16 protein-coding genes are annotated in these 23,073 nt (G+C 75.1%); 1 reads left to right on the top strand and 15 read right to left on the bottom strand.

The window, feature by feature from the left end:
• Nucleotides 1-13 precede the first annotated feature (13 nt).
• Together ACFV4N_RS03605 and glmS are read right to left on the bottom strand one after the other, a co-directional pair.
• On the bottom strand, nucleotides 14-1,408 hold the full coding sequence (locus ACFV4N_RS03605) for an NAD(P)H-hydrate dehydratase (protein ID WP_499670923.1): 1,395 nt from the start codon (nucleotides 1,406-1,408) through the stop codon (nucleotides 14-16).
• Between the two features lie 15 nt (nucleotides 1,409-1,423).
• Nucleotides 1,424-3,286 (bottom strand): glutamine--fructose-6-phosphate transaminase (isomerizing), encoded by a 1,863-nt coding sequence (gene glmS, locus ACFV4N_RS03600; protein WP_499670922.1) that lies wholly within the window; start codon nucleotides 3,284-3,286, stop codon nucleotides 1,424-1,426.
• A 124-nt stretch (nucleotides 3,287-3,410) separates the two neighbouring features.
• On the opposite strand from glmS, the gene ACFV4N_RS03595 reads away from it, so the two are divergent.
• Nucleotides 3,411-4,226 carry a dienelactone hydrolase family protein gene (locus ACFV4N_RS03595; RefSeq protein ID WP_499670921.1) on the top strand — a complete coding sequence of 272 codons (816 nt, stop codon included), beginning with the start codon at nucleotides 3,411-3,413 and terminating at the stop codon, nucleotides 4,224-4,226.
• 97 nt (nucleotides 4,227-4,323) lie between these two features.
• Here ACFV4N_RS03595 and ACFV4N_RS03590 read toward each other — a convergent pair whose 3' ends face one another.
• From ACFV4N_RS03590 to ACFV4N_RS03530, 13 genes are all read right to left on the bottom strand, one after another.
• Nucleotides 4,324-4,767, bottom strand: a complete 444-nt coding sequence (locus ACFV4N_RS03590) for a hypothetical protein (RefSeq protein WP_499670920.1) — start codon at nucleotides 4,765-4,767, stop codon at nucleotides 4,324-4,326.
• Between the two features lie 2 nt (nucleotides 4,768-4,769).
• A complete protein-coding gene (locus tag ACFV4N_RS03585; protein WP_499670919.1) occupies nucleotides 4,770-7,619 on the bottom strand; it encodes a hypothetical protein in 2,850 nt (949 codons plus the stop codon).
• 5 nt (nucleotides 7,620-7,624) lie between these two features.
• Nucleotides 7,625-7,918, bottom strand: a complete 294-nt coding sequence (locus ACFV4N_RS03580; protein ID WP_499670918.1) for a WXG100 family type VII secretion target — start codon at nucleotides 7,916-7,918, stop codon at nucleotides 7,625-7,627.
• A gap of 322 nt (nucleotides 7,919-8,240) precedes the next feature.
• Complete coding sequence (gene glmM, locus ACFV4N_RS03575; protein ID WP_499670991.1) at nucleotides 8,241-9,575, bottom strand: phosphoglucosamine mutase; 1,335 nt, start codon at nucleotides 9,573-9,575, stop codon at nucleotides 8,241-8,243.
• Nucleotides 9,576-9,688: 113 nt separating this feature from the next.
• Nucleotides 9,689-10,249, bottom strand: coding sequence for a 30S ribosomal protein S9 (gene rpsI / locus ACFV4N_RS03570; protein ID WP_499670990.1), 561 nt, complete (start codon nucleotides 10,247-10,249; stop codon nucleotides 9,689-9,691).
• Between the two features lie 29 nt (nucleotides 10,250-10,278).
• Nucleotides 10,279-10,722: a 50S ribosomal protein L13 gene (gene rplM, locus ACFV4N_RS03565; RefSeq protein ID WP_499670917.1), complete on the bottom strand. Its 444-nt coding sequence runs from the start codon at nucleotides 10,720-10,722 to the stop codon at nucleotides 10,279-10,281.
• Nucleotides 10,723-11,214: 492 nt separating this feature from the next.
• On the bottom strand, nucleotides 11,215-11,514 hold the full coding sequence (locus ACFV4N_RS03560; RefSeq protein ID WP_499670916.1) for a WXG100 family type VII secretion target: 300 nt from the start codon (nucleotides 11,512-11,514) through the stop codon (nucleotides 11,215-11,217).
• 82 nt (nucleotides 11,515-11,596) lie between these two features.
• Nucleotides 11,597-11,908, bottom strand: coding sequence for a WXG100 family type VII secretion target (locus tag ACFV4N_RS03555; RefSeq protein WP_499670915.1), 312 nt, complete (start codon nucleotides 11,906-11,908; stop codon nucleotides 11,597-11,599).
• A 145-nt stretch (nucleotides 11,909-12,053) separates the two neighbouring features.
• Nucleotides 12,054-12,494 (bottom strand): hypothetical protein, encoded by a 441-nt coding sequence (locus ACFV4N_RS03550; RefSeq protein WP_499670914.1) that lies wholly within the window; start codon nucleotides 12,492-12,494, stop codon nucleotides 12,054-12,056.
• Between the two features lie 4 nt (nucleotides 12,495-12,498).
• Nucleotides 12,499-14,271 carry a type VII secretion-associated protein gene (locus ACFV4N_RS03545; RefSeq protein ID WP_499670913.1) on the bottom strand — a complete coding sequence of 591 codons (1,773 nt, stop codon included), beginning with the start codon at nucleotides 14,269-14,271 and terminating at the stop codon, nucleotides 12,499-12,501.
• A 196-nt stretch (nucleotides 14,272-14,467) separates the two neighbouring features.
• Nucleotides 14,468-17,122, bottom strand: coding sequence for an AfsR/SARP family transcriptional regulator (locus ACFV4N_RS03540; RefSeq protein ID WP_499670912.1), 2,655 nt, complete (start codon nucleotides 17,120-17,122; stop codon nucleotides 14,468-14,470).
• Nucleotides 17,123-17,203: 81 nt separating this feature from the next.
• Entirely contained in the window at nucleotides 17,204-19,942 is a 2,739-nt protein-coding gene (locus ACFV4N_RS03535; protein ID WP_499670911.1) for an AfsR/SARP family transcriptional regulator, read from the bottom strand.
• A 205-nt stretch (nucleotides 19,943-20,147) separates the two neighbouring features.
• Nucleotides 20,148-22,901 (bottom strand): AfsR/SARP family transcriptional regulator, encoded by a 2,754-nt coding sequence (locus ACFV4N_RS03530; protein WP_499670910.1) that lies wholly within the window; start codon nucleotides 22,899-22,901, stop codon nucleotides 20,148-20,150.
• Between the last annotated feature and the right edge of the window lie 172 nt (nucleotides 22,902-23,073).

Raw genomic sequence — 23,073 nt, 5'->3', positions numbered from 1 at the left:
CACAACGGCCCGGTCACAGCGGCCGGGCGGCGCGGATCGCGTCCGGCAGCGCGTCGAGGAGCGCCGACGCGGGGATCGGCGCGCCGTCCGAGGCCAGCTCGGCCGCGAGGACGTGCACCCTGGCCGCGCAGCCCGCCGCGAGCACCGGGTCCAGGCCGGCCGCGAGCAGCGCGCCCAGGATCCCCGACAGCACGTCGCCGGAGCCCGCGGTCGCCGCCCACGACGTGCGGGCGCGGTTGACCAGGGTCCGGCCGTCGGGCCCGGCGACCACCGTGGTGTGGCCCTTGAGCAGCACGACGGCGTCGAACTTCTCGGCGGCGCGGCGCGCGGCGGCCACCCGGTCGACGCCCACCGGGCCCGCCAGGCGCTCGTACTCGCGGTCGTGCGGGGTCAGCACCAGCGGCGCGTCGGGGTCGCGCGCGTCCCACAGGTCGGGGTTGTTGGCGAGCATGGTGATGGCGTCGGCGTCCGCGCACACCGGGACGCCCGCCTCCAGCACGCCGCGCAGCACCGCCTCCGCGGACAGGCCGGTGCCCAGCCCCGGGCCCACCACCCAGGACTGCACGCGGCCCGCGTCGGTGATCGAGCCCGTGCAGATGGCCTCGGGCCGGCGCGCCCGCACGTGGTCGGCGGCGGCGCCGGCGTAGCGGACCATGCCGGAGGTGGCCAGCACGGCCGCGCCGGTCGCCAGCACGGCCGCGCCCGGGTACGTGGCCGAGCCGGCGGCCACGCCCGTGACGCCCTGGGTGTACTTGTCGTCCCCGGGACCGGGCACCGGCCAGGCCGCGCCGACGTCGTCGAGGTCGAGTTCGAGCAGGTCGGGGCCGCCCAGCTCGGGGCCGAGGCCGAGGTCCACCAGCCGCACGTCGCCGCAGTCGGCCAGCGCGTGCACCGGTTTGAGGCAGCCGAACGTGACGGTGGTGTGCGCGCGCACGTGCGGCCCGTCGACCGCGCCGGTGTCGGGGTCGATCCCGCTGGGCAGGTCGACGGCCAGCACGGGCGCGTCCAGGCGCGCGACGTGCTCGGCGGCGTCCGGGCGCAGCGGGCCGCGGGCGGACAGGCCGACGATGCCGTCGACCGCGAGGTCCACCGGCGGCAGCTCGGCCACCACGCGGCCGCCGGCGCGCCGGAACGCGGCCAGGCCCTCCGCGTGCGCCCGCTCCGGCGACAGCAGCACGGCGAACACGGCCACCCCGCGCTTGCGCAGGTAGTAGCCCGCCCACAGGGCGTCGCCGCCGTTGTTGCCCGCGCCGACCAGCAGGCCGACGCGCCGCCTGCCGCCGAGCAGCTCCAGGGCGACCGACGCCACGCCGAACGCCGCCCGGCGCATCAGCGCGCCCGGCGGCGTCGCCGCCAGCACCCGTTCCTCAGCCGACCTGACCCGAGCTGTCGTCCACAGACCGCGCACGCCGACCAGCCTGCCCTACTCGACCGTGACGGACTTCGCGAGGTTGCGCGGCTTGTCCACGTCGTAGCCCCGGCTGCGGGCGATCTCCGCGGCCAGCACCTGCAGCGGGACGGTGGAGACCAGCGGCTGGAGCAGCGTCGGCACCGCGGGCACCTCGATCAGGTGATCCGCGAACGGGCGAACCGTCTCGTCACCCTCCTCGGCGATCACGATGGTGCGCGCGCCGCGGGCCTGGATCTCGGAGATGTTCGACACGAGCTTCGAGTGCAGCACCGCGCGCCCCTTGGGCGAGGGCATGACCACGACGACCGGCAGGTCCTCCTCGATCAGCGCGATCGGGCCGTGCTTCAGCTCGCCCGCCGCGAAGCCCTCGGCGTGCATGTACGCCAGCTCCTTGAGCTTGAGCGCGCCCTCCAGCGCCACCGGGTAGCCGACGTGGCGGCCGAGGAACAGCACGGCCTTGGAGTCGGCCAGCTCGCGGCCGAGCGCGCGGACCTGCTCGACGGTGCCCAGCACCTTCTGCACGGCCGCCGCGGCGCCTTCCAGCTCGTGGAACTCGCGGGCCACCTCGTCCGGGTACTTGGTGCCGCGCGCCTGCGCCAGGGCCAGGCCGACCAGGTAGTTCGCCGCGATCTGGGCGAGGAACGCCTTGGTGGACGCGACGCCGATCTCCGGGCCGGCGTGCGTGTAGAGCACCGCGTCGGACTCGCGCGGGATCTGCGCGCCGTTGGTGTTGCACACCGCCAGCACGCGGGCCTTCTGCGCGCGGGCGTGCCGCACGGCCTCCAGCGTGTCGGCGGTCTCGCCGGACTGGGAGACGGCGACCACGAGGGTGTCGCGGTCGAGCACCGGGTCGCGGTAGCGGAACTCGCTGGCCAGCTCGACCTCGACGGGCAGCCGCGTCCAGTGCTCGATGGCGTACTTGGCGACCAGGCCGGAGTGGTAGGCCGAGCCGCAGGCGACCACGAACACCTTGTCCACGTCGCGCAGGTCCTGGTCGGACAGCCGCTGCTCGTCCAGCACGATGCGACCGTCGGCGAAGTGCCCGCGCAGCGTGTTCGCCAGCGCCTCGGGCTGCTCCTCGATCTCCTTGAGCATGAAGTACTCGTGGCCGCCCTTCTCGGCGGCCGACAGGTCCCAGTTGACCGTGAACGGCTTGGCCGCGGCCTCCTCGCCGTCGAAGTCGGTCACGGTGTAGCCGTCGCGGTCGATCACCACGACCTGGTCCTGGCCCAGCTCGACGGCCTCGCGGGTGTGCTCGATGAACGCCGACACGTCGCTGGCCACGAACGTCTCGCCCTCGCCGACGCCGACCACCAGCGGCGAGGAGCGGCGGGCGGCCACGACCAGGTCCGGGTGCTCGGCGTGCGTGACCACGAGGGTGAACGCGCCCTCCAGGCGGCGGACCACGACGCGCACGCTGGCGACCAGGTCGCCCTTGGTGTCGCCCTCGTCGTAGGCGCGGGCGATCAGGTGCGCGGTGGTCTCGGTGTCGGTGTCGCTGGCCATCTCCACGCCGTCGGCCTCCAGCTCGGCGCGGAGGGCGGCGAAGTTCTCGATGATGCCGTTGTGGACGACCGCGACCCGGCCCGTCGCGTCGCGGTGGGGGTGCGAGTTGCGGTCGACCGGCGCGCCGTGGGTGGCCCAGCGGGTGTGGCCCATGCCGGCGGTGCCCGCGAAGGACTCGCGACCGACCTCGTCCAGCCGGGTCTCCAGGTTGCTCAGGCGGCCGGCCCGCCGTTCGACGGCCAGGCCGCCCTCGCCGTCCAGCACGGCGACGCCCGCCGAGTCGTAGCCCCGGTACTCCAGGCGCCGCAGGCCGTCGAGCACGACGTCCAGCGCCGGGCGGTGTCCCACATATCCCACGATTCCGCACACGCCGCACAGCGTAACCAGACCAGCGGGGCGATCTTCGAGGCCCACTCGCGACCGTTTCCGCAGGTCGGCCCCCTCTTTGGTTTAGACCAATCATGATGAGCGGCGATCGACTACCGTTCACGCGGTGAGCGGCTACTCGGCGAAGCAGGTGCTCGACCAGCTCAGCAGGCCAGGCGGGCACGCGGTGCTGCGCGGCGACCTCGCCCTCGTCGGCCTGCCCGGCCTCGTCTACACCCCCTCCTCCGGCCTGGGCCTGCCCGCCGTGGCCTTCGCCCACGGCTGGTTGCAGCCGGTCGAGCGGTACCGGGCGCTGCTGCGCCACCTGGCGTCGTGGGGCTTCGTGGCCGCCGCGCCGGGCACCCAGCGCGGGCCGCTGATGTCGGCGCGGCTGCTCGCCGGCAACCTGCGCACGACCCTCGACGTCTGCACCGGCGTGCGGCTCGGCGAGGGCGACATCAGCGTCGACCCGGAACGGCTGGCCGTGGCGGGCCACTCGATGGGCGGCGGCGCGGCGGTGCTGGCCGCGGCCGACGATGAGCGGGTGCGGGCGGTGGTGACGTTCGCCGCATCCGAGACCCGACCGTCCGCCCTGGACGCCGCGCGCCGGGTCTCGGTGCCCGGCCTGCACGTGGCGGCCGGCGCGGACCGCATCGCACCGCCCGTCGGGCACGCGGAGGCCATCGCCGAGGCGTGGCAGGGGCCGGTGCAGCTGAGGACGCTGCCCAAGGCGAGCCACCTCGGGTTCGCCGAGGGGCGGCACTGGAGCGAGCTGCTGCTGGACGGGAAGGGCGAGCGGGCGGCGCAGAAGTTCGCCAGGGCGCTGATCACGGCGTTCCTGCTGCGGGTGGTCAAGGGTGAGCGGCAGTGGGACGCGCTGCTGGACAGCGACGTGAAGGGCGCGGTGCTGGCCTACCAGCGGGGGCCGCTGGCGCGCAGCTGAGGTCCTGGTTGCCCCGGCCGGTGAGCCGTCGCCTGTGGACAACTCGGCCGCCGGCAGTGGATGGGTTGCGGTCGAGCCTCAGGTCAGCCGGCGTGCCTCAGGTCAGCCAGCTCTGGCCGCTCAGGTCGTCGTCGTCCTCGACCGGGGTCTGGCGGCGGTGCCTGGCGGCCGGGGGCGGCGGGGGTGGCTGGTGGACCACCGGGGACGGGGGTGGCGGGAGCGGGCGCGGTGGTGCCGTCCGCGGCGACGCCTCGTCGTCCTCCTCCGGGCCGAAGGCCAGTTCGCCCGCGCCTCGCTGCGGGCCGGGGGCCCACTGGGGCTGGCGCTGCGGCTTGTCGCCCTTCGCCGCGACCTGCTCGGCCTGGTCGCGCAACCGGTCGCGGTCGGCGGCGGCGCGGGCCTCGCGTTCCCGGGCCTCGGCGGCCAGGCGCTCCTGGTCCGCCCTGAGCGCGCCGGTGACCTCGGCGTTGGCCCGCCTGGCCGCCGCGACCTGCTCGTCGAACGCCGCCTGGACCTTCGGGTCCACCTCGATGACGCCCACCGCTACCGGCCTCCCTCGTCACCCAGGACGCCCTGCACCCGGCTGAGGTTCAGGTCGTCGTCGAACAGCGAGCCGGTGGTCCGCCACTGGCCGGGGCTGCGCTCGGTGTCGCCGCTCTGCTGCTGGCCGCCGCCCGCCATGCCGCCGCCCATCATCCCGCCGCCCATCATGCCGCCGCCGACGGGCTGGCCGCCCGGCTGGCCACCGTCCTGCATGGACGGCAGGGTCGCCGAGCCCGGCTGGCCCGCCTGGGAGGCGTTCGTGTCGGCCAGGCCCTGGTCGGCCGGGTCCGCGGTCGGGCCGCTCCACGGGTTGTCCCCGGTGCCCGAGCCGCCGAGGACCGAGTCGGCCGCGTTGAACGAGCTGTCGCCGAACATCGAGACGCCCGAGGCGCTGGTCGTGTCCGCGGACGACGACGGCGACGACGCGAACCCACCGTCGGGACCGGACTGGAACGGCTGGTTGAACGACTGGCCGAAGCCCGCCGACGGCGGTTCGGCGAAACCGGCGGGGGCGGCGAAACCGGCGGGGGCCGTGAAGCCGCCGGACGCGCTGTGGGCCGGGGCGGGGTTGGTCGGGGTCGGGGCCGGTTCCGCGAACGCCGGGGCCGCGGCGGGTTCCGTGAAGGCGGGCGCGGCGGCCGGTTCGGTGAAGGCGGGTGCGGCTTCCGTGAAGGCCGGGGCGGGCTCGGTGAAGGCCGGGGCGGCGCCCGGCTCGGTGAAGCCGATCGCGGGCTCCGGGCGGAAGGCGCCGTCGTCGGGCGCGGGCATGGTGGTGATCGGCTCCGCGCCGCCACCGACGCCGACGCCGACCTCGGGCATCGTGCGCACGTCGCCCGGTCCGCCGACCTCGCCGGGCACCGGCACCGCGCCCTCCAGGCCGGGGATGCGCGGCGTGCCCTCGGGCTCGTCCTCGCCGAACGCCACGCCGTACTCGTCGGGCGTGCCGTCGCCGTTGTCCACCGACAGGTTGATCTCGCCGGTCAGCGGGTCCACCTCGGCGGTGATCGACAGGCCGTCCACCTCGATCAGCGCCTTGCCGTCCTCACCCGCCCGGATCGGGGTGGCGCCGTCCGCACCGGTCGCGCCGCCGGCGATCGGACCGCCCTGCGCGGCGCCCGGCGTGGCGCCGGACATGACCGGCGTCGCACCGGCGAGCGCGGCGGCCCCGTTCTGGCCCAGCAGGGCGTTCACCGCGTCGGGGTTCTCGCTGAAGTCGACGTCGAAGGTCTTCGGCTCGCCGGTCGGCGTGTCCACGGTGATCTTCACGTGGCCGTCGGCGTCCGGCTCGGTGACCTTGATCTCGTTCTCGCCGTTGCGGATCGTGACGACCTCGGGCTCCTCCTCGCCCTTGAGGCCGTCCGGCTTCACGCCTTGGTCGTCGGGCTTGCCGTCCCCGTCGAGGTCGTCGGGCTTGCCGTCGCCGTCGGTGTCGCCCGGCACGTCCGGCTTGCCGTCGCCGTCCTTGTCGAACGGGTTCTCCGGCGGCTTGGGCATCTCCGCCTGCGGGCCGCCACCGCCACCGGGGGTGCCGCCACCACCGGGGGTGCCGCCACCGCCGGGCGTGCCACCACCGCCGGGGGTACCGCCACCACCGGGTGGCGTGCCGCCGCCGTCGGGCTGCCGGACCTTGTCCCGGCCGCCCTGGTCGCCGGTGAACGGCGGCGGGTCGCCGACCTTGCCGAACGGCTGGTCCTTGATCTGGGTGTCGAGCTGGCCGAACATCGTGTCGTAGGCGCCCTGGACACCGGTCTGCACGGTCTGGCAGTACCCGTCGAACGCCTGCTTCTTGCCGTCGAACTCCTCGCAGAGGGCCTTCAGCTTCTGCTTGGCCTCGTTGATGATCGCGTTGCGGGCGTCGCTGATCCAGTTGCCCCAGCCCAGGCCGGCGAGCATGCCCAGCGGCCCGCCGCAGATCGCGCCGAGCACCGCGCCGGTCAGCGGGCCGGGCACGCCGGAGAGCCAGTCGAGGATGCCGGCGTCGTTCTCGAAGATGTCGCCCTTGGCGTGCCGGATGGCCTGCTTGGCCTCGTCGACGGTCAGCCCGCCGCACTGCTCGGAGTACAGGTCGTGGACGTGCTGGGCGTACTCCTTGACCTGCTGCTGGATCGTGCTCGCGGCGGCCGTGATCGTGCCCGGGGCGCCCTTGACGTCCTGGATGAAGGTGCCCGCGGTGTTGAGGAACTTGCCGTTGTAGGCGTTGGCGGCGTTGGCCGCGTCGCCCTCCCAGGAGGCCAGCCCGTTCCACGCCGTGCCGAGGCCGTTCTCGTGGTTGTCCAGCTCGGCGACGGTCTTGTTGATCTTGTCGGCGTCCTCGCGGAACTTGCCGAGGTCGATCTCCCTGACCTCGTCGTAGTTCCGGTAGACGTAGGTCTTGAGGTCGGGCGCCTGGCCGCCGTGCCCGGCGAGCGGCGCGGCCTCCTGGTAGATCGGGATGAACTTCTCGAAGAACCGCAGGCCCGGCGCGCCGGCGTCGAGCAGCTCGTCGGACGTGCGGAAGTCGCCGGTCTCGTTCAGCACCTTCTGCGTGCTGCCGAGCTCGCGCTCCTCCTTGGCCTTGTTGACCAGGTCGTCGGCCTCGCCGCCCTCCACGGTCCAGTCGCCGTGCCGCGCCTCCTGGCCGACGTTGTAGGCGACGCTCGCGCCGCCGGTGACGGGGGCGAGCAGGATGCCGGCGCCGTGCTGGAGCAGCCCGGGGTCGTTCGGGACGTCGACGCCGTTCGCCTCGGCGTAGCGGCGGACGTCCTCCTCGCTCGCACCCGAGCCGGCGAGCGCGCGGACCAGTTCCTTCTTGGTCTCCGGCGTGACGTTCGGGTCGTCGAGGAGCTGCTTGATCTCGTTCTGGTCGGCCACCGCCGCTACCCCCTGAACTGGTCGGACGTGGCGGACTCGTTGCTCTCGTACGTCTTGGCCACGTCCTTCAGGCGCAGCGCGACGTTGGTCGCCTCACGCCCGAACGTCTCCATGCTCGCCTGGAGGCGGTCGAAGTACGACTTGTACTTCGTCTCGGTGCCGCGGAACTTCCGACCCACCTGGCCCGCGCCGACGGACGGGGTCACGGTGCTCTTCAGCTGCGTGATGTCCGCACCGTGGTCCTCGTACTGCTTGGCAACGCCCTGGAGCTCACCCGGCCCGACGCCGAAGCCTGCCATGCCTCCGCCTCCCCTCGTCCCCGGTCAGACGCGACCGCGCCCCTCCGGGTTCCGGGGACAAGGATCCCAGCACGGGCGGGCGGACAAGGGCCGTTCGGCCCAGCCGGTTGCCTTCGCGAAGCGGAACTCACCCCTGGCGGGGAGGTCAGGCGGGGTCGGAGCCGGCGGGCGCGCCCGGTCCGAGAGGCCCGGCAGCGGGCGCGCCCGATCCGCTGAACGCGGCAGCGGGCACACCCGGTCCGCGAGGCCCGGCAGCGGGCGCGCCCTCGCCTGCCGTCTTCAACCCGGTGCCGTCTTCAACCCGGTGCCGGCGCAGCGGGCTTCAGCGCACCGCGGAAACCACGCCCGCGAGCCGCTGGGCGGCGGACTCCGCCAACTCGTGCGTGGCGGCCTCCACCATCACCCGCACGAGCTGCTCGGTGCCCGACGGGCGCAGCAGGACCCGGCCGGTGTCGCCCAGCTCGGCCTCCACGTCGGCCACGGCGCTCTTCACCGCGGGGTCCTTGGCCACCGCCGCCTTGTCCGTCACCACGACGTTGACCAGCACCTGCGGCAGCCGGCGCATCACGCCCGCCAGCTCGGCCAGCGGCTTGCCGGTCTCGGCCACGCGCGCCATCAGGCGCAGCGCGGTCAGCAGGCCGTCGCCGGTGGTGGCGTGCGCGGGCAGCACCACGTGCCCGGACTGCTCGCCGCCCAGCGCGTACCCGCCCGCGCGCAGCTCCTCCAGCACGTACCGGTCGCCGACCGCGGTGGTCTTCAGCTCGACGCCCGCCTCGCGCATCGCGATGTGCAGGCCCAGGTTGCTCATGACGGTGGCGACCAGGGTGTTGTCGGTCAGCTCGCCCGAGTCCTTCATGGCCAGCGCGAGCACGGCCATGATCTGGTCGCCGTCCACGACCTCGCCGTTCGCGTCCACGGCCAGGCAGCGGTCCGCGTCGCCGTCGTGCGCGATGCCCAGGTCCGCGCCGTGCTCCAGCACCGCCGCGCGCACCTGGTCCAGGTGGGTGGAGCCACAGCCGTCGTTGATGTTCAGGCCGTCGGGGCTCGCGTGGATCTCGACCACCTCGGCGCCCGCGCGGCGGTAGGCGTCCGGCGCGGCCACCGACGCCGCGCCGTTGGCGCAGTCCACCACGACCTTCAGGCCCTCCAGGCGGTGCGGCGTCACCTTCAGCAGGTGCTGCACGTACTGGCCCTCGGCGTCCTCGACGTCGCGCACCCGGCCGACGCCCGCGCCGGTCGGGCGGTGGGGCCGCTCGCCCATCTTCTGCTCGATCTCGTCCTCCACGGCGTCGGGCAGCTTGTGCCCGCCCGCGGCGAAGAGCTTGATGCCGTTGTCGGGCATCGGGTTGTGCGAGGCGGAGATCATCACGCCGACGTCGGCGCCCAGCGCGGCCACCAGGTGCGCGACGGCCGGCGTGGGCAGCACACCCGCCCGCAGCACGTCGGCGCCCGCCGAGGTGAGGCCCGCCACCACGGCCGCCTCCAGCATCTCGCCACTGGCCCGCGGGTCGCGGCCGACCACCGCGACCGGGCGGTGCGAGCGGTCGTGCTCGGCCAGTACGCGGGCCGCCGAGGCGGCGATGGACAGCGCGAGTTCGGGGGTCAGCTCCCCGTTGGCGAGTCCGCGTACGCCGTCGGTGCCGAACAGCCGAGCCATGATCGCCGTGTCCTCCAGTGACGTGAACAACAAGGGGCGGAATGCACTGCGGGAGCAGCAGTTCGACGAAGAACTGACTGCTCCCGCAGGGTGGTGCTCGCTGGACCCGGAGGTCAGCGCTTGCTGTACTGAGGCGCCTTGCGGGCCTTCTTCAGACCGTACTTCTTCCGCTCCTTGACCCGGGGGTCGCGGGTGAGGAAGCCGGCCTTCTTCAGCACCGGGCGGTCCTCGGAGTCGACGGCGATCAGCGCGCGGGCGATCGCGAGGCGCAGCGCACCGGCCTGGCCGGTGGTGCCGCCGCCGCGCAGGTTCGCGATGACGTCGAAGGTCTCGGGCTTCTCGGTGGTCACCAGGGGCTCGCGGATGAGCTGCTGGTGCACCTTGTTCGGGAAGTACTGCTCCAGCGACTTCCCGTTCAGGGTGAACTTGCCGGTGCCCGGGACGAGCCGGACGCGGACGATGGCCTCCTTGCGGCGGCCAACGGTCTGCGCCAGGTGGTGAGCACCCGCGTTCAGGGTGTGGCGGACGACGGGCGCGGGCGCGTCCTCGGCCTCCACGGCCTCGCCGTCGATGTCCTCGGCCTCGACGGCGTCGGTCTCAACGGCCTCGTCCACGTCGGTCGTCTCGACGTCGGTCGTCTCGACCGCGTCGACGTCGGCGTCAGGGGTGGTCACGTCGATGTCCTCGGTCTGCTGCGGCTCGGTCACTGGGCGACCTTCTTGATCTCGAACGGCTGCGGCTGCTGCGCAGCGTGCGGGTGGTTCGGGCCCGTGTAGACCTTGAGCTTGCCCGCCATGGCGCGGCCGAGGCGGTTCTTGGGCAGCATGCCCTTGATCGCCTTCTCGACCAGCCGGTCGGCACGGGTGTCGAGCACGTCGCCGAAGGACTGCTGGCGCAGGCCGCCCGGGAAGCCGGAGTGCCGGTACACGAACTCCTGGTCACGCTTCTTGCCGGTCAACGCGACCTTGTCCGCGTTGATGACGATGACGAAGTCACCGGTGTCAACGTGGGGTGCGTAAGTCGGCTTGTGCTTGCCGCGCAGCAGCGTCGCGGCCTGGGTGGCGAGCCGACCGAGCACCACGTCCTGGGCGTCGATCACGTGCCAGGCTCGGGTCACCTCGCCGGGCTTCGGGCTGTACGTGCGCACGGGTCTACCTCGTCGTCACTTGCGTCTGGGGTCATCGCGGCGGTTGCTCAGGCCAGAGACCCCAGGTGGGCAGAGGACCAGAACACAGGCACGCTACTGCGCACCGAGTACCGCACAACAACGTAAGAAGATACCGGGTGGGGTTGGGGCGGTCAAAACGGGCCCCGTCGAACGGGTTCCGACCTGCCTCGCGGAGCCGGTCCTGTGCCCCCGGTCACAGCTCCCGAGCGGTCCCGGAGGGCCCGAACCGCACCACGGCGGCGGACCGGACCCGGGCAGGCCGGACCGGGGCAGGTCGAACCCGAGCGGACCGGACCCGGGCGGGCTCGACCGACACCGGGCCGGCGGCGAGCCGGACCGGCAGCGGGCCGGACCGACGGCGGCCTGAACCGCCACCGGACCGACGGCGGGCGCACAGCGGGCACACAGAAGCGGGCCCCGGAACCGACGTCGAGTTCCGGGACCCGCGGTGGCGCCGTGCGCCGAGGGCGATCAGCCGCCCCAGCGCGAGGCGTTCTGCTGCTCGGCGGCCTGGTAGGCCTCGCCGGCCTGGAGGACGGCGGTCGCGATGCTGGCCAGCACCTGCTGGATGCCGGCGGCGGCCTCGTCCCACTCCTTCTGGCGGGCCTGGTACTCGGTGGACGCGCCACCGTCCCACTGGGCGATGAGCGGCGCGAGGCGGGACTTCAGGTTGTCCAGCTCGGACTGGACCTGGTTCGCCTGGCTCTGGATCGCGGAGCCCGCGTTCGACATTTCGCCGAAGCTGACCTTGATGCGGTTGGTGTCGACCATGATTCCCCTCTTAAAGGCAAGTCAGGAAGAAGCGAAAGCGGGTGGAGCGGAAGAACAGGAGAGCAGGAGTTGCCCCGGCGAATCAGCCGTTGAGGCGGTTGGCGATGCTCGACATCACCTGGTCCTGGTCCTGGTCCTGGGTGAGGTAGGTCGAGGCGGTGCCGCTCATCTGCTCGGCGATCTCCACCAGCGCGGTGTGCAGCTTCTGGGCGTCCGCGTTGAAGCGCTCCATCAGGTTGGTGAACGCCAGGGCGGCGCTACCGGACCACGCGCTGGACAGGCCCTCGACGGTGCCGGCGAGCTGCTTCAGGATGCCCTGAACAGACTCGTCGACGCTCATGATGTCCTCGGCGCCCTTGACCAGTTCGGCGTGTCCAGTCTGAAAGCCACTCATTGGGTGCGACCCCCTAGGTCTTCGCGTTCAGGCGTTCTTGGTTCGTACGCCTCTTCCGACGCAGACCTTGCCACGACCGGTTCCGCCCTGGCGCGTTTTTCCTCGAAGTAGTTGCTCTAGTAAACGTTTGAGGGAGCAAACGCGGTCAGTAGAGGATTCGCGCTTGCGAAAAGTCCTCGTCATCGCCGGTGTCCGGGGGGAGCTGACCACTCGGTCCGGCTACCGCGCGAGAACCCAGCGGAGTGACGGGCGGCACTGGATTTGCATTCGCGTCCGTTTGCTCTCGCGATTTCTCCCCTGCGGGGGTGAGCAGTTCGGCCGCGGGCGGCAACTGCTCCATCGGCAGGCCCCGGTGCTCGCGGAACCCGGTGGCGACGCGCCGGACGTCCGCCGACGTGGCCGCGTGCGCCCCGGGCCGCACCTCGCGGGCGCGGGCCCGCTCGGCCGACTCCCGGTTCCGCTCGCGCTGGGCCGCCGTCCTCGCGCCGGCGGCGGCCGCGGCCCGGCGGGCCCTGGTGACGGCGGCGTCGAGGTCCGCGCGGAACCTGGTCATGGCCTCCGGGATGCCGGTCATCGTCTTCCCCACGGGTTCAGCTGGTCACGGTCAGCGTGCGGACGACCTGCTCGCAGGCCGGGAGGACCCGTTCCCGCCCGTCCGCCGGGTACTGGCAGCCGACGCTGACCTGGAACGCGTCCTGGAACAGCACGTACCAGTCGATGGTCGTCGCGCCCGCCATCTCCCGGTAGTAAACGACATCCTTGCCCGCGAAGGTGGCGGAAGCGTCGAAATCGGACAGGTTGGCGCCCTGGTCGTACAGCGCGCGCAGCTCGTCCCGGGCCCGCTGCGGCTCCGCGGAGGAGTCGTAGGCGAGCTTCTGCTCCTGCACCGCGATGGCCTCCGGGCCCGACCCGCCGGGCGCGGGCTCCAGCAGCACCTTGCGGGTCTCGACCTGGCCGCCGGTCTGCTCCCAGCCCTCCGGCGCGGTGAAGCTGTAGTCGTACTGGGCGATCGCCTTGCCGCCCGTCGAGGTGGACGTGGGCGTGGTCGGTCCGGGCGTGCCGCCCTCGCCCCTGGTCAGCGCGTAGGCCACGGAACCGCCGATCGCGGCCAGCACGACCAGCGCGCCGACCACCACCAGCGGCGCCCGGCTCTTGCGCGGCGCGGGCGGTGGCGGCGGCGGGAAGTTCGCGGGGAACGCGGCCGGCGGCGGGGTGATCCGCCGGGTGAGCTTGCGGGTGCTGTCGTCGGTGATCCGCTGGGTGACGTCCTCGCGCGGCGGCAGGGCCCCGGTGCGCAGCGGGTCCACGACCACCGCCCGCAGCGCGCCCCGCGCCACCACGGTCTCCGGCTGGTCGATGCTCGTCGGCACCACACCGGACTGCTCCAGCACCAGCCGGGCCACCAGCGGTATCCGGCTCGACCCGCCGACCAGGAACACGCCCGCCAGCTCGCGCGGGTCGAGCCCGGCGTCGCGCACCGCGCCGACCACCAGCGCGGCGGCCCTGGTCAGCGGCGCGGCGACCAGGCGCTCCAGGTCCGCGCGGGTGACGTGCGCGTCGGGGAACGGCGGGGGCAGCGGCACGTCGGTGTAGGAGTGCCGGGACAGCGTCTCCTTGGCCCCGCGCACGTCCTGCCGCAGCACCCGGCGCTTGCGGCGGTCGGCCAGCTCCCGGCCCTCGACCAGCCCGCGCCACGCCTCCGGGTCGCCCGGCCCGACCAGCGAGCCGATGTGCTCCAGCAGCGCCTGGTCGACGTCCGCGCCGCCGAACCCGGGGTCGCCCTTGGCGGCCAGCACCCGGAACGCGCCGCCCCGCCGCACCACCACGCTCGCGTCCACCGTGCCGCCGCCGAGGTCGAGCACGGCGAGCGCCGCGCCGTCCGGCACGGCGTGGGTCGCGGAGTGGAACACGGCCGCCGCGACCGGCTCGGGCACCAGCCGGGTCTCCTGGGCCAGGCCCCGGGCCGCCTGGAGCAGCACGCGGGTCCGCGTCGCGCCCCAGTCCGCGGGGTGCGTGAGCACCAGCAGGTCGACCGGCGCGTTGCCGGCCACCCGGCGGGCCTCGCCCACCGCCCGCGCCAGCACGGCCCGCACCACGTCCGCCACCGGCAGCACGCTGGTGCCCAGCAGCAGTTCGCCCTCGTCGACCCGGCGCTTCGGGTGCGGCTCGTAGCGGGACGGGTCCACGGCCGCCTGGCGCTCGGCCTCCTGCCCGACGAACAGCGTGCCGTCCGCCGCGGCGAACACCGCCGACGACACGATCGGCTGACCGTCGACCACCACGACCTGCGGTTCCCGCCCGTTCGAGGACAGGGCGACGCAGGTGCTGGACGTGCCGAAGTCCACCGCCACGTGCAAGCTCATGCGCCATCCCCTCGTCCCGGCACCCGCGGGCACGCACATGCATACCCGATGGGGGAACGATCCGTCCCGACAGCACGGTGGCACCGCCTCGAACCACCCCACCGCGTCGCCCGCGGTGGCGAGGCCGGGCGGCTCCCGGGACGACCCGGTCGCCGACCCGCGCCTCCGGCGGGCCCGGCGCGGCGGGGCTCCCCCGTCACCCCAGCGCCCCCAGTTCCGCGCGCACCTCGTCCGCGTGCGGGTGGTGCAGCTCCTCGAACGCGACCAGCGCGTTGCGCAGCGCGTCGCGCGCCGCGCCCAGGTCGCCCAGCCGCCGGTGGGTCTCCCCCAGCTCGCGCCACCCGCCCGCCTCGTAGTACCGCTCGCCGATCCGCGCGAACAGGGCCACGGCGCGCCGCTGCCAGGTCACCGCGTCCGCCAGGCGCCCCAGCTCGCGGTGCGCGAGCCCGAGGTTCTCGGTCGCCGAGGCCTCGCCGGGCAGGTCGGTGATCGACCCGTACAGCCCGATCGCGGCCCGGGAGCACCGCACCGCCTCCTCGTGGTGCCCGAGCCGGTGGTGCAGGTAGCCGATCGCGGTGTACGCGCGGGCCTGCCCGGCGACGTGCCCCAGCTCCTGGAACAGCTCCAGCGCCCGCCGCTCCAGGGACAGGGCCGCGTCCGGCTCGGACCGCGCCACGCGCGTGCCCGCGAGGTTCACCAGCGCGTACGCCTCGGACGCCCGGTCGCCCGTCGCGCGGAACAGCTCCAGCGCCTTCCCGAGGTGCTCCTCGGCGTCGGCCCAGCGGCGCAGCAGGGTGTAGGCCCGGCCCAGGCCGCGGTGCATGTGCGCGCGACCGCGCGCGTCGCCCAGCCGCTCGGCGGCGGCCAGGCCGGTCAGGCACACCTCCGCCCACTCCGACCAGTGGCCGCTGGAGTGGAAGAACGTCGCCGTGCAGTGGGGGATCAGCCACGCGTGGTCGTCGCGCCCGTGCTCGACCGCGTACCCGACCGCCGCGACCAGCGTGCGCAGCTCGGCCCGGCACCAGTCGAGCGCCTCGGCGTGCGACCCGACCCGCTCGGGCACCACGCCCTCCGCCATCGGCGGCAGCTCCACCGGTTCCCGCTGGGGGTAGAGCACCCGGTCCACGTGCTCGGCGGTGTGCAGGAAGTGGTCGAGCATCCGGAGCCGGGCCGCGCGGAGCTCCTCCTCGGACAGCTCGGCCGCGGCGCGGTCGGCGGCGTAGGCGCGCAGCAGGTCGTGCGTCATGGCGCGGCCGGGCACCTCCTCGGTGACCAGGTGCGCCTGCACCAGCTCGACCACCGCCCGGCGCGCCTCGGGCAGCGGCAGCCCGGAGAGGCTCGCGGCGGCGGGCAGCGACAGCTCGGGGCACGTGCGCAGGCCCAGCGCCCGGAACACGCGCGCCGCCCGGTCGCTCAGGTGCTGGTAGGACCAGGACAGGACCTCGCGGACCGTGGTGAGCCGGTCGCCGGTGTCCAGGGCGTCCAGCGCGCCGTCGCCCTCCAGCTCGTCGGCCAGGGCGCCCAGCGACGCCGCGGGCTCGATCGCCGCGCGGGCCGCCACCACGGCCAGGGCGAGCGGCAGTCCCGCGCACCGGGCGACGAGCCGGTCCGCGGCGTCCGGCTCGGCCGCGGTCCGGTCGCCGCCCACGCCCGCCTCCAGCAGCTCGACCGCCTCGCCCGGGGTGAGCAGGTCCAGCCGGACCGGCCGGGCGCCCTCCCGCACGACCAGCCCGGTGAGCCGGTCGCGGCTGGTGGCCAGGACCAGGGACCCGGGCGAGCCGGGCAGCAGGGGCCGCACCTGGTCGGCGTCGCGGGCGTTGTCCAGCAGCACCAGGACCCGGCGGTCGGCGAGCAGGTCTCGGTACAGGGAGGCGCGCTCGTCCGCGCCGGCGGGGATCCGGGCGGCCGGCACGCCGAGCGCCTCCAGGAACCCGTGCAGCACCTCCGCGGGCGACGCCCGCCGCCCGGAGGGGTCGAACCCGCGCAGGTTCGCGTACAGCTGGCCGTCCGGGTAGCGGGGAGCGGCCAGGTGCGCCCAGCGCACCGCGAGCGCGCTCTTGCCGACGCCCGCCGTGCCGCTGATCACCGCGATGCGCGGTCCCCGCCCGGAGCGGACGGCGTCCAGCTCGGCCAGCGCCCTCCGCCTGCCGACGAACACGCGCGGCGGCACGGGGAGCTGGCGCGGCACGCGCGGCGGCGCGGCGGCCGGCCCGGCGCCCAGCACGTTCCGGTGCGACTGCCGCAGCGCCGGTCCGGGCTCGACGCCCAGCTCGTCGACCAGCCGCGAGCGCGCCTCCCGGTACGCGGCCAGCGCCTCCGCCCGCCGGCCCGCGGCGTCGAGCGCGGTCACCAGCCGCGCCCAGGAGCTCTCGCGCAGCGGGTGGCGCCGGGTCAGCTCGCGCAGCTCCGCCACCACCTCGCCGGCCCGCCCGGCGGCCAGGTCGTCGTCGACGCGCCGCTCCAGCACGTCCAGGCGCTCCTCCAGCAGCGGCTCGACCACCTCGCGGCGCAGCAGCTCCGACCGCACGTCCGACAGCGGCTCGCCCCGCCACACGGCGAGCGCGCCGGCGTGGTCGCCCGCACCGGCCAGCTCGCGGTAGCGGTGCAGGTCGAGGCTGCCCGGCGGCACGTCGGCGACGTAGCCCGCGTCCGCCGTGCGCACGACGTTCGCCTCGCCCAACGCCTGCCTCAGCCGGCGCACCACCATCTGCAACGTCGCCCTGGCCCGCCGCGGGTTCGGCGGCTCACCGTCCCACAACCACTCCACCAACCGGTCCGCCGACACCACCTCACCCGCGTGCAACAACAACGCCGCCAACAACACCCGACCACGCCCCGCCGGCAACGGCACCGACCGACCGTCGACCCGCACGCACAACGGACCCAGGACACCGAACTCGACCGCCACTGGCACCCCTCCCCCGGGACGCGCTCAGCCGAGCCGCGCCAGGCGGGCCCGGACGGCGTCCACGTCCGGGTAGCCCGTGGCGACGGCGATGTCCAGCGCGTGACCCAGGTGGACCCGGGCGGCGTCCGGGTCGCCCAGGTCCAGCAGCAGGTCGCTGTAGTGCAGGTGGGTGTGGAGCGCGGCCAGCCTGCCCATGTCCTCCACGCCGCCCGCGAAGATCGACTCGTAGGTGGCGGCGGCCTCGGCCCACCGCCCCGCGCGGTGGAGGACCTGCGCCACCGTCTCCCGCGCGTGCTTGACCGACCACATGCCGCTCGACCGCCGGTACAGCTCCACGGCCCGCTCGCCCACCGCCAGCGCCTGCTCGTGGTGGCCCGCCAGGCTCAGCGTCCCGGCGAGGTTGTTCAGCGCCACCGCCAGCCCCTCCTGGTTGCCCTGCGCCGTCCACAGCTCGACGACCCGCTCGCCGTGCCGGACGGCCTCGTCGTAGCGCCCGAGCGACTCGTGGGCGCCCGCGAGTTCGAGGCAGGTCGCCGCCGTGCCGTGCCCGTGCCCGATCTCCTCGCGGATCTCCAGCGCCAGGCCCAGCTCCGCCAGGGAGTCCTCGGGCCGGACGCGGCGGGTCATGCTGCCGAGCGTGTGCAGGGCCACCGCCTCGGCGAACCGGTTGCCGAGGTGGCGCGCCGAGGCCAGCGCGACCTCGTTCAGCGCCCGCCACTCGGCCCAGACGTAGTGGGTGTGCAGGTAGCTCCACATGGCGGCCGGGATCTGCCAGGCGTGCTCGTGCCACCCGCGCTCCGCGGCGAACGGGACCAGCACGCGCAGGTTCGGCATCTCGGAGCCGACCCACGCCATGGCCCGCCGCCGGTCCTCGAAGGACAGCAGGGGCACGGCGTCCGCGACCGGGGTGAGCGGGAGCTGCGTGCGGCTGCGGCGCGACACCCGGTCCGCGCGGTCCGCGTTGTGCAGGTAGAAGTCCAGCAGCCGGGTGACGGCCAGGCGCCGGTCCTCTTCGGACTCCTCGGTCGTCGCGCACGCCTCCGCGTGCAGCCGCAGCAGGTCGTGCAGGACGAACCGGCCCGGTCGCGGCTGCTCCAGCAGGTGCGCGCGCAGCAGCTCCGCCGACGCGCGGCGGGCCCCGTCGAGCCCCGTGCCGGTCAGCGCCGCCGCGGCCTCGGCGGTGAAGTCCCGGCACGGCGCCACGCCGAGCAGGCGGAACAGCCGCCGCGCCGACGGGGTCAGCGCCCGGTAGGACAGGTGGAACGTGACGCGCACCGCGGACGCCGGGTCGCCGGGGATCTCCAGGCCGGACAGCCGGTCTCCCGACTTCAGCGCCGCCACGCAGTCGGCCGCCGCGCCGCCCTCGGCGGCCATGGTCGCGGCGGCCACCCGCAGGGCCAGCGGCAGGCCGCCGCACACCTCCACCAGCTCGGCGGACGCGGCGGCCTCGGCGTCCACGCGCGCGGGCCCGAGGATGCGGCGCAGCAGGTCCAGCCCCTCGGCCGGGGCCAGCACGTCCAGGCGGACCAGCGCGGCGTCGTTGAGCGCGAGCAGCCCGCGCAGGTCGTTGCGGCCGGTGACCAGGACGAAGTTCCCCGGGCCGGACGGCAGCAGCGGGCGCACCTGCGCCACGTCGGCCGCGTTGTCCAGCACGACCAGGGCCCGCCGGTCGGCGAGCAGCGACCGGTACAGCGCGACCTGCTGGTCCAGCGCGGCGGGGATGCGCTCCGGCGGGGCGCCCAGCGCGCCGAGCAGGTGGGTCAGCGCCTGCCGCGGGGTCAGCGGCGGGGTGTCGTGGTCGAAGCCCCGGAGGTCGACGAACAGCCGGCCGTCGGGGAAGTCCGCGGCCCGGCGGTGCGCCCAGTGCACGGCCAGCGCGGTCTTGCCGAGCCCGCCCATGCCGGTGATCGCGACCACGCCGGCCGCGCGGGTGTCCGCGGCGAGCCGGTCCAGCGCGGCCAGCTCCGCCTGCCGCCCGGTGAAGCTGCGCACGTCCGCGGGGAGCTGCTGCGCCGCGGCCGGCGCCTGCCGCGGCGGCGCGACGGGCCGCGCGGCACGGGGCGCCGGGCCCGCGCCCAGCACCAGCCGGTGCAGCTCGCGCAGCTCCTCGCCCGGGTCGATGCCCAGCTCCTCGGCCAGCAGCTCGCGCACCTCGTGGTAGGCGGCGAGCGCCTCGGCGGTGCGGCCCGAGCGGTGCAGCGCCAGCACCAGCGCGCCCCAGAACCGCTCCCGCAGCGGGTGCCGCGCGGTGAGCGACCGCAGCTCGGGCACCAGCTCGGCGGACCGCCCCGCGTCGAGGTCCGCCGCGACCCGGCGCTCCAGCACCGCCAGCCGCTCCTCCAGCAGCGGCGCCACGTCGTCGCGGTGCAGCACGTCCGACCGCACGTCCGCCAGCGGCGCGCCGCGCCACAGCGCCAGCGCCTCGGCGAGCCCGCCGCGGGCCACCAGCTCGCGGAAGCGGTGCAGGTCCAGCGCGCCCGGCGGCACGTCGGCGGAGTACCCGCCCACGACGGTGCGCACGACGTTCGCCTCGCCCAGCGCCTGCCGCAGCCGGCGCACCACCATCTGCAGCGTGGCCTTGGCCCGCTCCGGCTTCGGCGCGCCGCCGTCCCACAGCCGGTCCACCAGCTCGTCGACCGTCACCTGCTCGTTCGCCCGCAGCAGCAGCGTGGCCAGCAGCACCCGCCCGCGGCCCGAGGGCACCGCGACCCGCTCGGCGCCGTGCCACACCTCCAGCGGCCCCAGCACGTTGAACCTGATCACGCCGCGACCACCCGCCGCCGCACGCGCGGTGGACCCGGGAGGCGCGAGCACCGGGCCGGGACCGAACCCGGCGCCGTGAACCGAACCACCATGTCCCTCCCCCTGGACCCGGACCAGCTTACGGCCGGTGGCGGGTCGTGCGCCCACAGTCAACCCGGCCAAGGACCCCCACCGTCCACAAAGGCGGGTCCCGGCGCGCGCCCCGTCACCGGACCGCGCCCGCGGCGCGCTCCAGCTCCGCCAGCCGGGCCCGCACCTCCTCCGCCCGCGGGTTGGCGTCGCGCTCCAGCACCTCCAGGGCGCGGCGCAGCGCCCCGACCGCGCCGGCCAGGTCGCCGGTCACCTCCAGCACCGTGGCCAGGTTGCCGAGCGTCAGCTCCTCCTGTCGGCTGCTCAGCAGGCCCTTGGGCGACGCGAGGATCTCGGTGAACTCCCGGATCGCCTCGTCGTACCGGCCCAACCCCAGGTAGATCACGCCCAGCGTGTCCCGGACCGAGGCCAGCACGTGCCGGTCGGACGGCCCGACCAGCTCCATGGCCTCCCGGTGGGCCTCCAGGGCCCGTTCGTACTCGCCCATGCGCGCGAGCGTGTCGGCGTAGTTGTTCAGCGTGACGAGCAGGATGCTCGTCTCGGGCGCGGCGCGGGCCAGCTCGATGGCCCGCAGGTGCAGGGCGACGGCCTCGTCGAACCGGCCGGCCAGCGCGCAGGTGGTCGCGGCCTGGGTGTGGCTCGACGCGACGCCCCGGATGTCGCCGACCTCCTCGCGCAGCCGCAGCGCCGCTTTGAACAGCGACAGCGCGCTGCCGTACTCGGAGCGGCTCTTGGCGATGCAGCCCAGCGTGTGCAGCGCGAGCGCTTCCGCGTACTTGTCGCCGAGCGAGCGGGCCGCGGCGAGCCCGATCTCGGTCAGGTCGGTCCACTGGGCGGAGTTCTGGCGCAGGTCGAGCAGGGGCCACATGGTGGCGGGCAGCTGCCAGGCGTGCTCCCGGTACCCCTCCCGCCCCGCCAGCCGGACCGCCTCGACCAGGTTCTGGTGCTCCTTGCGGTACCACTCGACGGCGGCCTCCCGGTCGGCGAACTCCAGCGGGCGCACGACCGGGTCCGCGGCGGTCAGCGGCAGCGGGGCCTGGCTCCGGGTCATCAGGGCCGTGGCCCGGTGGGCGGAGTGCAGGTAGAAGTCGAGCAGCCGGCGCACCGCGGCCCGCTGCTCGTCCTCGGTCTCGTGCTCGCACACCAGTTCCGTCGCGTACGCGCGCAGCAGGTCGTGCCAGTGGTACCGGCCGGGTTCGCGCGCCGCCAGCAGGTGCGCGCCGGTCAGCCGGCCGAGCAGCCGGCGCGCGACGCCGACCGGGACGCCCGCGAGGCTCGCCGCGGCCGGCGCGGTCAGGTCCGGCCCGTTGGCCAGGGAGAGCAGCCGGAACAGCCGGGCCGCGTCCGGGTCCAGGTGGCGGTAGGACCAGGACAGCGTCGTGCGCACGCTGGTCGCGTGGTCGCCCGTGTCCAGCGCGTCGAGCCGGGTGCACTCGTCGATCAGCTCGTCGGCCAGGGCGCGCAGCGACAGGCCGGGGTTCACCGCGGCGCGCGCCGCGACGACGTTGAGCGCGAGCGGCAGGCCGGCGCACCGGGCCACCAGCTCGTCGATGGCCCCCGCCTCCGCCGCCACGCGCCGGTCGCCGAGCCGCAGCTCCAGCAGGGCGATCGACTCGGCGTTGCCGAGCAGGCTGAGGGACAGCGGCGCCGCGCCCTCGGCGGCGACCAGGCCGGTGAGGTTGTCGCGGCTGGTGACCAGCACCGCGCAGCGCGGGCTGGCGGGCAGCAGGGGCCGCACCTGGTCGGCGTCGCGGGCGTTGTCCAGCAGCACCAGGACCCGGCGGTCGGCCAGCAGGCTGCGGTACATCGCGGCCATCTCGTCCACGCCCGACGGGATGCTCGCCGGTGACACCCCGAGGGCTTCGAGGAAGCCGCGCAACGCCGTGTCGGGTCCCACGGGTTCGCCGCTGACGTCGTAGCCGCGCAGGTTGACGTGCAGCTGCCCGTCGGGGAACCGGTCCGCCACCCGGTGCGCCCAGTGCACCGCCAGGGCGGTCTTGCCGACCCCGGCCGTGCCGTTGATCGCCGAGATCACCACGGTCCCGCCGGCCGCGGCCTCGTCCAACGCGCGCAGCGCGCCCTCCCGCCCGGTGAAGTAGGGCGGTGGCGCGGGCAGCTGCCGCGGGACCGCCGGGGTGCGCGGCGGGGGCTCGGCGGGCTCCGCGGGGTCGACGCTCAGCACCTGGCGGTGCGCCTCCCGCAGCGCCGGTCCGGGCTCGACGCCCAGCTCCTCGGCCAGGTGCGCGCGCACCTCCCGGTAGGCGGCCAACGCCTCGGCCTGCCGGTCCGACCGGTGCAGCGCGGTCATCAGCTGCGCCCAGAACCGCTCCCGCAGCGGGTGCGCGGTGGTGAGCGAGCGCAGCTCGGCCACCAGCTCGCGGGTCCGCCCGGCGGCGAGGTCGGCGTCGACGCGCCGCTCCAGCACGGACAGCCGCTCCTCCAGCAACGGCGCGACGCCCTGGCGGTGCAGCAGGTCCGACCGGACGTCCGCCAGCGGTTCGCCCCGCCACAGCGCCAGCGCCTCGGCGAACCGCCCGACCCGCACCAGGTCGCGGAACCGGTGCAGGTCCAGGCTCCCCGGCGGCACGTCCGCCAGGTAGCCCTCGGTCACCGTGCGCACCACGTTCGCCGGGCCCAGCGCCCGTCGCAGCCGCGTCACCACCATCTGCAACGTCGCCCTGGCCCGGGACGCGGTGGGCGGCGCGCCGTCCCACAGGCGGTCCACCAGCAGGTCGGTGGTCACCACCTCGTTGGCGCGCAGGAGCAGCGACGCGAGCAGGACCCGCGCGGCGCCGGCGGGGACGGGCACCACCCGGTCGTCGAACCGCACCTCCAGCGGTCCCAGCACACCGAAGCGCAGGTCGTTCACCCGACCAGCCCCCCGGGCCGGGCCGGCGGCGGGTCGGCGCCCCGCCCCGGCGTCCTCGAAGCCCGGGGCGGGGCGGCGCGCACGCCGCCCCGGTCGTCGGTGGCCGCGCGCACCACGTTGACCCGGAACAATTCTCTCGGTAACCGCATCATCAGCACGGGCAGCGTTACCC

The organism is Actinosynnema sp. NPDC059797, assembly GCF_042732085.1.
Lineage (GTDB): Bacteria > Actinomycetota > Actinomycetes > Mycobacteriales > Pseudonocardiaceae > Actinosynnema.
This window is presented reverse-complemented; position numbering and strand designations above follow the sequence as displayed.

Coding starts and splice junctions, on each gene's coding strand:
- ACFV4N_RS03555 (WP_499670915.1), bottom strand. CDS start 11,908: ATGAGTGGCTTTCAGACTGGACACGCCGAACTGGTCAAGGGCGCCGAG.
- ACFV4N_RS03580 (WP_499670918.1), bottom strand. CDS start 7,918: ATGGCAGGCTTCGGCGTCGGGCCGGGTGAGCTCCAGGGCGTTGCCAAG.
- glmM (WP_499670991.1), bottom strand. CDS start 9,575: ATGGCTCGGCTGTTCGGCACCGACGGCGTACGCGGACTCGCCAACGGG.
- ACFV4N_RS03560 (WP_499670916.1), bottom strand. CDS start 11,514: ATGGTCGACACCAACCGCATCAAGGTCAGCTTCGGCGAAATGTCGAAC.
- ACFV4N_RS03545 (WP_499670913.1), bottom strand. CDS start 14,271: ATGAGCTTGCACGTGGCGGTGGACTTCGGCACGTCCAGCACCTGCGTC.